Annotated in this window: 12 protein-coding genes and 1 tRNA gene; 5 read left to right on the plus strand and 8 right to left on the minus strand. The window is 67.3% G+C overall.

The annotated features are described in order from the left end of the window. Positions 1 to 386 precede the first annotated feature (386 nt). Positions 387 to 3,017 (plus strand): helix-turn-helix transcriptional regulator, encoded by a 2,631-nt coding sequence (locus WFI54_RS12405; RefSeq protein ID WP_336653121.1) that lies wholly within the window; start codon positions 387 to 389, stop codon positions 3,015 to 3,017. Positions 3,018 to 3,094: 77 nt separating this feature from the next. Further along, positions 3,095 to 3,185 (plus strand) — tRNA-Ser (locus WFI54_RS12410). 117 nt (positions 3,186 to 3,302) lie between these two features. Here the strand turns inward: WFI54_RS12410 and WFI54_RS12415 are convergent. After that, positions 3,303 to 3,860: a phosphorylase family protein gene (locus tag WFI54_RS12415; RefSeq protein WP_336653122.1), complete on the minus strand. Its 558-nt coding sequence runs from the start codon at positions 3,858 to 3,860 to the stop codon at positions 3,303 to 3,305. A gap of 272 nt (positions 3,861 to 4,132) precedes the next feature. Between WFI54_RS12415 and WFI54_RS12420 the strand changes: the two genes are divergently transcribed. After that, complete coding sequence (locus tag WFI54_RS12420; RefSeq protein WP_336653123.1) at positions 4,133 to 4,435, plus strand: hypothetical protein; 303 nt, start codon at positions 4,133 to 4,135, stop codon at positions 4,433 to 4,435. Between the two features lie 163 nt (positions 4,436 to 4,598). Then, the gene (locus WFI54_RS12425) at positions 4,599 to 5,090 is read left to right on the plus strand and encodes an S-ribosylhomocysteine lyase (RefSeq protein ID WP_336653124.1); all 492 of its coding nucleotides are present in this window, start codon (positions 4,599 to 4,601) and stop codon (positions 5,088 to 5,090) included. Positions 5,091 to 5,186: 96 nt separating this feature from the next. Here WFI54_RS12425 and WFI54_RS12430 read toward each other — a convergent pair whose 3' ends face one another. The 4 genes from WFI54_RS12430 to WFI54_RS12445 all read right to left on the minus strand — a co-directional run bounded on the left by WFI54_RS12430 (position 5,187) and on the right by WFI54_RS12445 (position 9,176). After that, entirely contained in the window at positions 5,187 to 5,942 is a 756-nt protein-coding gene (locus tag WFI54_RS12430; protein WP_336653125.1) for a nucleoside phosphorylase, read from the minus strand. Between the two features lie 164 nt (positions 5,943 to 6,106). Then, the gene (locus WFI54_RS12435) at positions 6,107 to 7,507 is read right to left on the minus strand and encodes an amidohydrolase (RefSeq protein ID WP_336653126.1); all 1,401 of its coding nucleotides are present in this window, start codon (positions 7,505 to 7,507) and stop codon (positions 6,107 to 6,109) included. 89 nt (positions 7,508 to 7,596) lie between these two features. Then, the gene (locus WFI54_RS12440) at positions 7,597 to 8,394 is read right to left on the minus strand and encodes an SDR family NAD(P)-dependent oxidoreductase (protein WP_336653127.1); all 798 of its coding nucleotides are present in this window, start codon (positions 8,392 to 8,394) and stop codon (positions 7,597 to 7,599) included. Then, positions 8,391 to 9,176 (minus strand): isoprenyl transferase, encoded by a 786-nt coding sequence (locus WFI54_RS12445; protein WP_336653128.1) that lies wholly within the window; start codon positions 9,174 to 9,176, stop codon positions 8,391 to 8,393. The genes WFI54_RS12440 and WFI54_RS12445 overlap by 4 nt, the downstream gene beginning before the upstream one ends. Before the next feature lie 102 nt (positions 9,177 to 9,278). Between WFI54_RS12445 and trhA the strand changes: the two genes are divergently transcribed. Continuing rightward, positions 9,279 to 10,082, plus strand: coding sequence for a PAQR family membrane homeostasis protein TrhA (gene trhA, locus WFI54_RS12450; RefSeq protein WP_336653129.1), 804 nt, complete (start codon positions 9,279 to 9,281; stop codon positions 10,080 to 10,082). A gap of 138 nt (positions 10,083 to 10,220) precedes the next feature. Here the strand turns inward: trhA and recQ are convergent, their stop codons facing one another. Genes recQ through mca form a run of 3 tightly spaced genes read right to left on the minus strand, consistent with a single transcriptional unit; the run spans position 10,221 to position 13,462 of the window. Then, entirely contained in the window at positions 10,221 to 12,332 is a 2,112-nt protein-coding gene (recQ, locus tag WFI54_RS12455) for a DNA helicase RecQ (RefSeq protein ID WP_442918655.1), read from the minus strand. 6 nt (positions 12,333 to 12,338) lie between these two features. After that, on the minus strand, positions 12,339 to 12,599 hold the full coding sequence (locus tag WFI54_RS12460) for a hypothetical protein (RefSeq protein ID WP_336653130.1): 261 nt from the start codon (positions 12,597 to 12,599) through the stop codon (positions 12,339 to 12,341). Further along, positions 12,596 to 13,462: a mycothiol conjugate amidase Mca gene (gene mca, locus WFI54_RS12465; protein ID WP_336653131.1), complete on the minus strand. Its 867-nt coding sequence runs from the start codon at positions 13,460 to 13,462 to the stop codon at positions 12,596 to 12,598. The genes WFI54_RS12460 and mca overlap by 4 nt, the downstream gene beginning before the upstream one ends. Positions 13,463 to 13,502: the final 40 nt, after the last annotated feature.

Below are 13,502 nucleotides of genomic sequence, written 5' to 3' on the forward strand. Positions count from 1 at the left end.
CTCTGCGACGCCTCTCCCTTCCTGCTGGTGCTGTTGTTTTCAAGAGAACTCCCCCATCATCTCGATGCGAATGTCACGTGCGCCTCCCAGCTCGCGCAACACTGCGCACATGCGGGAGACACCCGTGCTTGAGGTTTTCAGCAAACGAAGCGGCGGGTCCACGGAAGTCAGCGGTTCGCACAGCCGCAGCTCCAGCTACGCATCTGGAATCTCAGCACTACTGAGATCCGCACCCCCGCATCCCGAGAGAATCGCGCTGCGCTTCGTAACGGAACAGCTACGCCCTGTCATCGCGTTCCCACCCACGCAGAATCCGTCTATGGTGGTGCCAACAGTCCTGGGATGCTCCCATGAGGCACCCCCGGGGCAAGCAGAAGGGGGACGCTATGCAGCGGGGAACTGCATCGCACAGAGACGAGCTACCTCAGGCTCTCGCGAATCATCTCAGCGACACCGACGAACCTGTTCTTCTCACAGGACCGCATGGCAGCGGAAAAACCCACACCCTGCGGGCGCTCTCGGCACTGCTCACCAGCACCGGCACACCGCACCTCGTCGCAAGAGGTGCCTCGAACGACTCAGCGCCGCGGCTCGCACAGCTGCCCGCCGGCACCCTCGTACTCTTCGACGACTACGAACTCGCCTCTTACGAAACACTGCAGGCGATCGCCCGCCACATCACCGACGGTGGCAAAGTGGTCGCCACAGTCACCGAGGCCCACGTCGACACCGGATACGGCGAACGCATGCGGCGCCTCTACGAACTCTTTCCCGAGGCGCAACAGACACTCGAACGCACCCGCTCGATCCGCCTCGCCCCCTTCACCGATAGCGAAATCGCCAACATCGTGCACCGCGCGAACCCCGAGCCGCTCACCTCGGTGACCGTCGCAGCGATCCAGCAACTCTCGTGGGGGCTCCCCGGCGCCGCCCTCACCCTGCTGCAACTGCACCGCAGTGGCTCGCTCTCGAGCACCCCGCGGCCCCGCATCACCCGCACCCACACCGTCGACATGCACCTCGCCGCCCTGCACCAGCCCGTGCGCGTCGCAGAGGCGCAGCTCTCCTCTGAACAGGTCGCAGCGGCCGTGGTGCTGTCGGAAATCGGCCCGCGCAGCCGTAGCGGCATCGCCGACGTCTTCGGGGCGACGACCCAGGCGAACCTCTTCGATAGCGGCTTCCTGCTCCCCCACCCCGGCTCCGTCGAGGTGTTCGGCGTTCCCGAGCTCTACGCCGCAGCCGTGCGCAACCTCACCAGCGCCGAAGTGCTCAAAGGTATCAGGCAGTCCACCGCCATGCACCTGCTCTCGCAAGAAACCCTTGGCATCCCCATGCCCGACCGCGAGGCCATCTTCTGCGCGCGCGTGCTCAGCCGCCACGACTCCTCGCTCACCGCAGACCCGCTGCTCGACGAGCACCACGCGCGCTTCCTGCAGCGCATCATCGACGATCTCCTCTGCTTCGGCGAGGGCGAACGGGCGCGCGACCTGCTGCTGCGGCTCGGCAACCGCGGGCCGGCACTCTGCCCCGTCAGACGAGCCCGCCTTACCACGATGTTGCGAGACGCCCATACCGGCCTGCAAACGCTGCTCGTCTCCCGAACCCCGCAAGGCAACTGCGAGCTCCCACCCGTCGACCCAGAAGAGCGCATCTCCCAGCTCGCACTACGCGCCAGACTTTCGGCGGAGGCGGGGCTGCCCTTCGAAGCCGACCCCGACCTCGATGAGGGATGGGACGACGCACTGCTGGTGATCCGCCGCTGGAATGACTCGCAACCGCTCGCCTCAGACGCACCCGAGTTACTGCGCATCGCGCGCTCGCATCCACGCCCCGAAATCGCGCTGCTGGCCGAACAACTACTCACCAGCGAGGCCGCGATCAACGGGGTCAGCTACCGCTCACTCGGCCAAGACAATGTGGAGCAGCGGATCGGGCGCATCGCCATGCAATCATCCGAGCTGTTGCGCGACCTGCTCGTGACCTCGCTCGTCGCCGGCGCCCTCGTGCGGTTCTTCGCCCCCGGCAAGCGCGACGACGACGGCCGCATCCACGATCTCGTCGACCATCTCCCCGGCGCATCCCGCCACCGCATCTGGCTGACCCACCTGACCGCCGCCCGCACCGCGCTGCTGTGCAGCGATCTCGCACGAGCCGCCTCGGAGTGGGAGGGCTTCGCCACTCACGCGCCCCGCTTCATCGCGTACCGACTGCAAACGCTCATTGCGCAAACCACTGCAACGCTGTCGGAAGAGCTTGCCACTCAGGCGCCGAACCGCTCGTACAGCGCGCAGCTGTTCCGATACTTCTCGGGATCGTTCGATGCGCTGCGGCCCGAAACCTTCGCAGAGCTGTCGCCGCTCAGCGGCAGAACCCGGCCAAGCGCCGCAATCGATCGCAGCGAAGCAGCACAGATCGAAGAGCTGCCGTATCGCAGGATAATTCGCGCGCACCTCGAAGCGCTACGCACCCAGAACCCCGCCGCCCTCATGCGAGCGGCCGAGGCACTCGACACGGGAGGTATGCCGGGCCCCGCGGCCCACGCGCTGCGGGAGGCCCGCCGCATTTTTCTGCGTCGACGCGCGAGCGGCAGCGTCGCAGCAGCCGACGCACGCCTCGCAGCACTCGCCGCAGCCATCGAGCAGCAGGTGCCCTGGTACGACGCAGGCACCGTCGAGGATGCGCCACGCGAACGCCTCACCCCACGCGAGGCCGTCACCGCCCAGCTCGCAGCGGAGGGCCTGAGCAACCGTCAGATCGCCGAGCGCATGCGGTGCAGCGTGCGCACCGTCGAATCCCACCTCGCGCAGGCGCGCGCCAAACTCGGTGTCGCGAATCGGGACGCGATGCGTGCGAAGCTTCACGGCATTGACGGCGGGGTTGGAGGCGCTGGGAGTGCTGGGGGCGGAAGCGGGGCCGGTGGTGCCGGCGGTGCCGTCGGTGCCGAATTGCGCGCTGTGCAGCGAGGGCCGAAGCGGCCACCGAAACCACAGCAATCGCCGTACATGCGCATCGCATAAGGGCGTCGCGGCCCCAACACGCCCGATGATTCGCCCTCGATTCGCGTTGCGCAAGCGGATGCCGTATTCTTTTTCGCGGTGACGTGTCCGAGCGGCCGAAGGTGCGACTCTCGAAAAGTCGTGTGCGGTAACCCCGCACCGTGGGTTCAAATCCCACCGTCACCGCCAGCGCGAAGGCCCCGAGATTCCTGAGAAATCAGCGGATCCGGGGCCTTTGTCATATCCGGGCCGGCTGGCCGCGCGGGCGGTGCGGGATGGCCTCACGCACCGCCCGCGCGCGCCAGCTCAGCCGAGGCGGTTCCAGAACTCGCGCAGCTGCTCACTCTTGCGGAACACGATCGTGTCCCACTCCTCATCGGTGGTCGAGCTGTCGGCGAAGTCAGAGGGCACCTTGAACATCTGCAGCGGCACCCCGAAGCGCTCGCAGACGCTCGCGAAAGCATAGGCCTCCATATCGACGAGCGAGGCTCCAAGGCTCGCGATGTGACCGCGCTGCGCGTCATCCTTTACGAAAACGTCGCCGGTGGCAATCACCGCGGTTCGCTCGGGCGGCAGCATCGTGTCCCCTGCAGGGCGAAGCTCAGGTGAGGGCAGCGAGAAATCGTGCTGCACCACGCCAGTGATCTGATACACCTCTTCGAGGCTCGGGCGCTCGGGCCCGTCGCTCACCACTCCCGCCGTGCCGAGCACAACAACACGCTCCACGCCTCCCTCTGCGAGGGCACTCGCCAACGACACAGCCGCGTTCACCTTGCCCACCCCTGTCACCAGGTGAGGCACGTCGGCGAAGGCGGAGGCCTCATCGCGGTGCGCGAATACGAGCAGCGTGGCGGGCTGGGGCATGGCTGATCTCCTCATGGCGACGGGCGCCTGTCGATGCGAACGCACCCCACACTAGCGTTTTTCGAAGACTTGTTCTAAACTTGTGAGTTGAGCTTCCGAGAGGCACGCGTTTCCGCCCGAGGAATCGGAGAGATTCACGGCGTCGAGAGATCAACTCCGCGGGTCCCGCGAAGCTCAGCAGCACGGCCCGGCCTGCATGGCCGCCTTGGCATGCGTCGTGCGCATTTCAGAGAACAACCGCACCACGGTGGTGCGGTTCGAAAGGACTCATCATGGAAACACAGAACATCATCGACCTGCAGCAGCGTCGTCGGCGCCCGCTGCGCACCCCCTACCATTCCCTCGGCGACGACACCGAGATGCGCGTGCCCGAGTGGGCGCAGCACCGCTCCGTGTACCGCACCGGCGGCCACACCATGTACCTCGTCGAAACCGACAATCTCGACGAAGCCCGCGGCGATCTGAACCGGCTCGACCACGCAGGGTGGGAGGTGCGGGTATCCGAAGACCCCGAAGCACCCGGATCCCGCGCCCGCATCGCGCTCACCCGTCGCGACCTCGCCCGCGCCGCGTAGGCGCGCTCCGGTGACCCGGCGCTCCGGTGCTCCGGTGCTCCGGGGCCGCAGCGGGCACGTCGGTTCAGGTCTCACCGAAGGCGGATCCGCACCCCCAATACCCCGCGCCGCAAGCCGCTGTCACACTCGCACCGCCCCCGGCAGCCGTCGCTACACTGGCGGCATGAGCGATGTCGAACTTGCCGAGGTTGAAAGCTTCTCCCTGGACCACACGAAGGTGTTGGCCCCCTATGTGCGCCTGATCGGGGTGGAGCACGGGCCCAAGGGCGACGCGATCTCCAACTACGACATCAGGCTCGTGCAGCCAAACCAGGGCGAGATTCCCACGGCAGGCCTGCACACCATCGAGCACACCATCGCCGCTCTGCTGCGCACCCGCTTCGACGGACTGATCGACATCTCGCCGTTCGGCTGCCGCACCGGCTTCCACATGATCGCCTGGGGCGAGCCCACTCCCGAACAGGTGGGCGCGGCGATCAAGAGCTCTCTCGAAGACCTCGTTGAGCGGGTCACCTGGGACGACGTGCCCGGCACGGAGGCAGTGAGCTGCGGCAACTACCGCGACCACAGCCTGCACTCGGCGAAGGAGTGGGCGAAGCAGGTGCTGGATCAGGGCATCAGCCTCGACGCCTTTGACCGCTCGCGCCTCGCCTGAGCAACCGGTCGCACCGCGAACGGGAGCCTCGCTCTGCAGCATTCCCATCGGACTGCTGCAGAGCGAGGCTCCCGTTATGTGCGAAGCGTGTAGCCGCTACGCCACGAGCACGTCGAGCGCGGCGTCGAGCGCACCATCGACAGCGCGGGTGACGATCTCCCGGTAAGGGTCGTAGCCGTCCATCGACTCGTCCTGCGCGGCAAGTGGGTTGCCATCGATTGCGAATACCGCACCCGACTCGATGCCGTGCAGCGCGGCGATCACGAACAGCGCCGCGGCCTCCATCTCAACGGCGACGGCACCGGCGCGCTGCCACATGCGCAGGTCGACGCCGGTAATCACGTTGCTCGGGTAGAACATGTCACCGGTGACGACGACACCGCTGTGCACGTCGAGGCCCGTCTGCGCCGCGGCAGCCTTGAGCGCGATTGTCAGCTCGGGAGTCGCGAGCGCGGGAAACTCGGTGGGCACCAACTGGTGGCTCACCCCGTCGGCGCGCACGGCGCCGGTGGCGACCACGATGGCGCCGTCGACAACGTTGGGCTGCATGCCGCCGGCGGTGCCTAAGCGGATGATGCGGGTCACTCCCCCGCGCGCGAGCTCTTCGAAGCAGACGGCTGCGCCGGCCGCGCCAACTCCGTGGGAGGCGACGGTGACGGGCACGCCGCGGTGGGTGCCCGCATAGACGTGGTATTCGCGGTTGTCGGCGAGCTGGCGGGCATCGTCAAGGCGCTCGGCTACACGCGCCGCGCGGGCGGGGTCGCCGACCACGAGCGCGCGGTCGGCGAGGTCGGAGACCCTGGCGCGCAGCAGCGGAAGTTCGGCGTCGGCAGGAAGTCGGACGGGTGCCATGTCGGAGGCCTTTCAGTCGGGGAGTCGGGAATCTTGGGGGTTCTGAGTGAGTTCGGGTGCAGCTCGCCGTCGGCCGTAGATACGGGATCTGCCAACTATCTGGCCTGCGACCGAAGATCCACCATATATTCGGCAGATTCCATATCTACGGAACGGCTCCGGGTTTAGCCCGCAAGCAGGCGGGATCGTGCTTGAGCGGCCCGCTCTCGGATTGCCGGGGCATCGAGGGTGAGGTGCTCACCATCTGCATAGACGTGACGGCCACCGATGAACACGTGGCGCACATCGGCTCCGGTCGCCGCAAAGCCGAGGTGCGAGACGAGAGCGGCCGGCTGAGCTGCCAGGTCAAGCGGTGTCGCGGCGGCTCCTGAGATATCGAGCGCGATGACATCGGCGAAGCCGCCAACTTCGAGCGCGCCTGAGTCGGGGAAGCCGATCGCCTCGGCGCCGCCCCTGGTGGCGATGTCGAGCAGGTCGGCGGCCCGCACGATCGCGGCGTCCTGGTGCACGCCGCGATGCAGAATGGTGCCGGTCTTGATCTCCTCGAACAAGTCGAGCGTGTTGTTGCTCGCGACGGAGTCGGTGCCGAGAGAGATGCGCAACCCCGCACGCTGCCAGGCGGGGAGCGGCGCGATGCCGTTGCCGAGCTTAAGGTTGGATACCGGGTTGTGGCTCACTGCCGTGCCCGTGCGGGCGAATAGTTCGATCTCGCCCTCGGTGAGGTGCACGCAGTGTGCCGCAAGCACCTCGGCGTCGAAGAGACCGAGTGAGGCGAGGTGGTCGCCCGGGGTCGCACCGTACTGTTCGAGGATCTGCGCGACCTCGGCCGCCGATTCGGAGATGTGGGTGTGGATCGGGATGCCACGTTCGAGTGCGCGGGCGGTGATGTCGCGCAGGAAGTCAGGCGGGCAGGTGTAGGGCGCGTGAGGGCCGTAGGCGATGCGGATCTGCGGATCGCCTGCGTACTGGGCGGCGAGCGCCTCTGTGCGCGCGGTCACCTCGGCCCCGTTCCAGGGCGACACCCCGGGGAATCCAACGGCATCGGGAGCGAACGAGGCCAGTGCGACCATGGCCCGCATACCGGCCGACCGCACCAGCTCGACGAGGGATTCGTCCCAGTGGTACATATCGGCGAAGGCGACCGTGCCGGTCTCGATCATCTCGACCATCGCGAGCTGCAGGCCGAGTGCGACATCTTCGTGCGTGAGGTGCTGCTCGAGCGCCTGCACGGCGGCGAGCCAGGGCATGAAGCCCTCGTCGTCTGAGACGCCGCGCAGCAGGGTCATGGCCGAGTGGGTGTGGCCGTTCACGAGCCCCGGCATGAGCACGTGGCCCGTGAGATCGTGTGTCACCCGACCCGAGTGGGCGGGCACGCCGGTCTCATGAACTGCGGGGCTGACGCCCGCGCTGCCCTGCGGCTCGCCGAGATCGAGATTGGCGATGCTCTCGGAGCGCACCGCTCCCGCGTAGGTGATGCGCCCATCGGCGTCGAATGCGAGCTCGGCGTCGACCACAACCCCGCCAGGGGTGAGCATCGCGTCGGCCCTCAGAATCGTCTCGCTCATGCGTGGCTCCTCTCGTCCACGCCCACTGTATCGTCAGCCACTGACACTCTCGTGCCTTCGGCGACGCAGCCGCGCGGCGACTGCCGCAGCTACCAGCCGGGGGTGGCGAGCATGCCGCCGTCGACGGCGAGATCCTGCCCGGTAATAAACGCCGCAGCAGGCGACGCCAGCAGCACGCAGGCGTTGCCAATGTCGTCGGCGGTCGCAAGACGGCCGAGCGGGGCGCGCGCGATCCAGCTCTCCACACCCTCCGGCCAAGCTTCGGCAAGCCCGGGGCGATCCACAAGTCCGGGCGACACCGTGTTCACGCGGATCCCCGCGGGACCCAGTTCGAGCGCCGCCGCACGGGCGTGCATCACAAGCCCCGCTTTCGCCACTGCGTAGTGCGCATGCGCCGGAGCAGGGCGACTCGCCTCGATCGACGCGATATGCGTGATCCACCGGTTGCCATCGGCGTCGCCCATGGCCGCCGCAGCAGCCTGCGACAGCTCGAATACGGCCCCCAGGTTCGTGGCAAGCACCTCGTCCCATTCTTCGCGCGAGGTCTCGGCGAGGGTGGCGAGCGGCTGAATACCGGCGTTGTTGACGAGCCCGTCAAGACCGCCGAGTGCCCGCACCGCCTCGTCGACCAGGCGTGCCGCCGAGCCTGGCTCTCCGAGATCCGCTCGCACCGCCACAGCGACTCCACCGCGTTCCCGCAGCTCCTCGACCAGCGTGAATGCCGTATCGATCGACGCCGCCGACGCACCCCGGTAGTGCACGGCGACGTGCGCACCGGCAGCAACGAAACGCCTGGCGATCCCGCTGCCGACACCGCCGGAGGCACCCGTCACCAGCACTCGCTGTGCGCTCAGATCAGGCAGTTGCACATCACGCACCGCGTTCACTTTCCCATCCTTCGTTGCCGTGAAGAGTAGTCGCGCAGCGCCCGCAAGAAGTCGACCTCGCGTAGATCAGGGTAGAGCGCCTCGACGAAGTAGAACTCGGAGTGCGCCGACTGCCAGATCATGAAGTCGCTGAGCCGCTGCTCGCCGGAAGTGCGGATCACGAGGTCGGGGTCTGCCTGGCCCCGCGTCCACAGGTGCTCGCCGATGTTCTCCGGGGTGAGGTGCTCGGCGAGGGTGTCGATCGTGCCACCGGCGGCCTGGTGCTCGGCGATGATGTCGCGCACCGCCGAGGTGATCTCGCTGCGCCCGCCATACCCGACCGCGAGGTTGATGTGCAGCCCCTCGTGATCGGCGGTGCGCTGCTCGGCATCGCGCAGGGCGGCGACGAGCTCTGGGGAAAGCCCTTCGCAGGAGCCCACGTGTTTGACCCGCCAGCGCGGATTCTCGGCGAGTTGCGCAGCGAGCGCCGCGATGATGCCAAAGAGGTCTTCAAGTTCTTGGCGGTCGCGCGCCCCAAGGTTGTCTGCCGAAAGCAGGTAGAGAGTGGCAGTGTGCACGCCGGCCTCTTCGCACCACCCCAGAAACTCGGGTACCTTCTGCGCGCCGGCACGGTGCCCGAAGGAGGCGCGTTCTTGCAGGCGCTGCTTGGCCCAGCGACGATTGCCGTCGACGATCACAGCGATGTGCTGGGGCACCCGACGCGGGTCGATCTCCCGGCGCAGGCGCCGCTGGTAGAGCCGGTAGAGCAGTCCGGCGCGCGGCGTCGTGGGCGGGGCATTCACCCTCAGAGTGTATCGCCTGCCCCGGCCGCGCCCCCGACCACCCCAGCTGGGGATCTCCACATATATGCCCCCTCAGAACTGTGCCGACCCTACACTCGAAGCATGAGCACGAACGGCTCCACCGACGATCTTCGCCCGCACTCCGAGCAGACCGAGAGGCACCGGTTCCCCGAGCCTGACACGTTCTCGCTTCCGCTACTCGCAGACGCGCTCGACCACGCCCACGACCAGCCAGGCGGCGAGCCTGCCTCGGCAGCGGGGTCAGAGGCGAAGCCCCGTTGGCGGGGCTGGATCCACGCCGGCATGTTCCCCGTGGCCGTCGCCGCCGGCATCGTGCTCATCTCGCTCGCGCACGGCCCCGTCGCGAAGTGGGCCTCGCTCGTCTACATGCTGTCGAGCATGCTGCTTTTTGGCATTTCGGCGCTGTACCACCGTTTCAACTGGAGGCCCAGCACGAAGCAGGTGTTCCGCCGCCTCGACCACGCCAATATCTTCCTGCTGATCGCTGGCACGTACACCCCCATCGCACTGCTCGCACTGCCACTCGACAAGGGCGTGCTGCCGCTGGTGCTCGTGTGGGCAGGCGCGCTGCTGGGCATCGGATTCAGAGTGTTCTGGATCGGCGCTCCGCGCTGGCTCTATGTGCCGCTGTACGTGCTCCTCGGCTGGGCCGCCGTGATGTTCCTCGTCGACATCTATCATGCGAGCCCGGCCGCGATGGTGCTCGTGATCGTGGGCGGCCTGCTCTACACACTCGGCTCGGTAGTCTACGGCCTCAAGCGGCCAAATCCAGTGCCCGGGGTGTTCGGGTTCCACGAAATCTTCCACGCACTGACGGTGCTCGCGTTCCTGTGCCACTGGACCGCGGCGCTGCTCGTCGCGCTCGACCCTGTCTACCTGCGGTAGGGCGTGTCTCGCAGATCCTCGCCTACTGCGCGCGCCTGTTCGGGGCGGATCAGAACCTCCTGCGCCGTTCACGAGTGTTTCATGTGAAACACCTCGCGTCTCGGCAGCGAGCGCAGCAGCGCACCCGCCTTTGCCCCGTCACGCGGCGGCGAGCACTTCGAGCACCGCGGCCCCGTATCGCTCGAGCTTGACCTGACCGATGCCCGAGATCGCGAGCATTTCGTCGTCGCTTGCCGGCCGGTGCACCGCGAGCGCTGCGAGGGTCGCATCGCCGAAGACCACGTAGCCCGGCACACCCTGCTTGCGTGCTTCGCCTGCCCGCCACTCGCGCAACCGTTCGAAGCATTCGGCCTGCTCGGGGCTGAGATCAGCGGCAGCAGCGGATCGCTTCGAGCCTGCCGCCGATCCGCTCGCACGCACACCGCGCGCGCCCCGGGCCGCGCCGGCCTTCACCACCACCTCCTCGCGCATCATGACCTGCTCCTCGCCACGCAGCACAGGCTTCGCCGCCTCCGTGGGAGCGAGCACACCCCACTCGCCGCGGGCTTCGAGCATCCCTACCGCCAGCAGATGCCGCACCAGCCCGCGCCACTGCGCCACCGACCACTCCGAGCCGATGTTCCAGGTCGACAACTCATCGAGACGCATCTGCGAGACCCGCTCAGATGCGACCCCGCGCAACACATCGATGTGCTGGCCCGCCGCATAGCTGCGGCCGCGCTCGCGCTGCGTACGGATAATCGTCGACAGCAGCATCTGCGCGGGAATCGTCGCATCCCACAACTTCGGCGGGTCGAGACACACATCGCAGTTGCCACACGTCTCGGCAGCCTCCTGCCCGAAATAGCGGATCAGGAAGCGGCGCCTACACGCCACGCCCTCGCACAAGGCGAGCATCTGATTGAGATGCCTGGTCTGGCTGGCCTTCGTCACCGCATCGCCATCACCCGACTCGATCATCTGGCGCTGCTGCACCACATCTTGCAGCCCATACGCGAGCCAGCCCTCGGAGGGCAGCCCGTCACGGCCCGCGCGCCCTGTCTCCTGGTAATACCCCTCGATCGACTTCGGCAGATCGATGTGCGCCACGAACCGCACATCGGGCTTGTCGATGCCCATACCGAAGGCGATCGTGGCAACCACCACCACACTATCCTCACGCAAGAAACGCTTCTGCGCTTCAAGACGCTCGTGCGCGGGCAGACCGGCGTGATAGGCCACGGCATCGACACCGGCGTCGCGCAGCGCGGCAGCGGTCTGCTCGACGCGCTTACGACTCAGCGCATAGACGATGCCGGCCTCACCCGCGTGCTCGCCGCGAATGAAGGAGATGAGCTGCGCACGCACGTTCTGCTTCGACACGATGCGGTAGCGAATATTCGGGCGGTCAAAGCTCGACACGAAGTGCTTCGCCTGCTCCAGGTGCAGGCGCTCGGTGATCTCGCGATGCGTTTCGGGCGTTGCCGTCGCCGTGAGTGCGATGCGCGGCACATCGGGCCAGCGCTCTGCGAGCGCTCCCAGGCGCAGATAGTCGGGGCGAAAATCATGGCCCCACTGCGACACGCAGTGCGCCTCGTCAATCGCGAACAGCGCGATACGCCCCTGCTCCAGCAACTGCACCGTGCCGGGGGCCGAAAGTCGCTCGGGAGCGAGATAGAGCACATCGAGCTCGCCCGCACGGAAGGCGCGCTCGACCTCACGGCGATCCTCGATCGACATCGCCGAGTTGAGTGCCGCGGCCCGCACCCCCACCAGCTGCAGCGCCGCCACCTGATCGTGCATCAGCGCTACGAGCGGCGACAGCACCACCCCCGTGCCCTCACGCACCAGCGCGGGAATCTGGTAGCAGATCGACTTGCCGCCACCCGTGGGCATCAGCACCACCGCGTCACCGCCGCCGATCACCTGGCGAACAATCTCCTCTTGGTCGCCGCGGAACGCGTCATAGCCGAAGACCTCGGCGAGCACCGCCAGCGGATCCTGCCCCACATGCGGGCCACCAGCCGGCACAGCGGGTGGAGACGACGGCGACGCCAGGCCAGGCGACGCAGCGCCAGGCACCGATGCGGCGCGAGAACTCACGACGGGCGGCGCCCCGCGATCCGCCCAGCCCACCGGAGCCGGCGCGCCCCAGGCCTCCCCCGGCCACCGCTCCTCGGAATCGAAATCAGGGCCATCGAAATCAGCTCCGGCGAAATCACCGAACGCCCCCGGCTCGACACCGAACACGGAATCGCCGCCGTCAATCACCCGCCCTCAGCCCCGCTGATCGGACTCAGGATCGCGATCCGGCTCCCCGCCGTTCTCCTCTGCACCGAGCTCGCGCTCGATATCCTCACGCACCTGATGCCGGTACGCATTGCGACGCAAACGCCCCACCAGCAAGAAGCCCAGCACAATAATGCCCGCCGCCATCAGACCCGTGAACACGAAGCCCTCGAAGCCCGGTGTCACCTTATTCGGGTCGAACTCCGTGCTCTCCTCGGCGACTCGCGCCACCACACTCCACACGCTCACGCGCCCTCCTCGATTCCTTGAAACAGATCGGCCTCGAACTCGCTCGTCGCCACACGCGACGCCGCAAGCCGGTAATCCTCGAACGGCCACGCCTCGCGCTGCAACTCATTCGGCCAGAAGAAGAACGGGCTATCTGGCGGCACCTGACTCGCGTGCGCGCGCAACGCCTCATCGCGACGCTCGAAGAAGCGCCCCACCTCGATCTTCGCCGTGCCCCGGTACGCGCGGCGCGACATCCACTCCCGCAGCTCAGCGAACTGCCCGATCAGCGGCGACTCCGGCTCATGATCGAGCAACCACTGGTAGACCGTGGTGACACGCTCGGCATTGAAAATCTCTTCGTAGTACAGCTTCTTGATGCTCCACGGTGCGCCCGCATCGGGATACGCGCTCGCATCACCCGAACGCTCCCACGCGATACGGCTCACCTCGTGGCAACGGATGTGATCAGGGTGAGGATAGCCGCCCTGCTCGTTGTAGGTGATCATCACATGCGGCCGGAACTCGCGCACCACCCGCACCAGCGCTTCAGCCGAAACCTCGGCCGGAATATGCGCGAACGAGCCCGCAGGCACCGGATCGCCCTCTGCGGGCAAGCCCGAATCCTGATACCCCAGCCAGCGATGCTCGAACCCGATAATGCGCTGCGCACTCGCCATCTCATCGCGCCGCAACCCCGCAAGATCACGGCGACTCTTCGGATCGCGCGCCACCAGCTCATTGAGCACATCGCCGCGCTCACCGCCGGTGCAGCTGACGATCAGCACTTCGACGCCCTGATCGAGATAGTGCGCGTACGTCGCCGCGCCCTTGCTCGACTCGTCGTCGGGGTGGGCGTGCACCGCGATCAGTCGAAGGGTCATGCGGTCCTCTCACGTGCTTCCCGGGCGAACCCCGGTACGC

The organism is Leucobacter sp. MMO-125 (assembly GCF_037148395.1).
GTDB lineage: Bacteria > Actinomycetota > Actinomycetes > Actinomycetales > Microbacteriaceae > Leucobacter.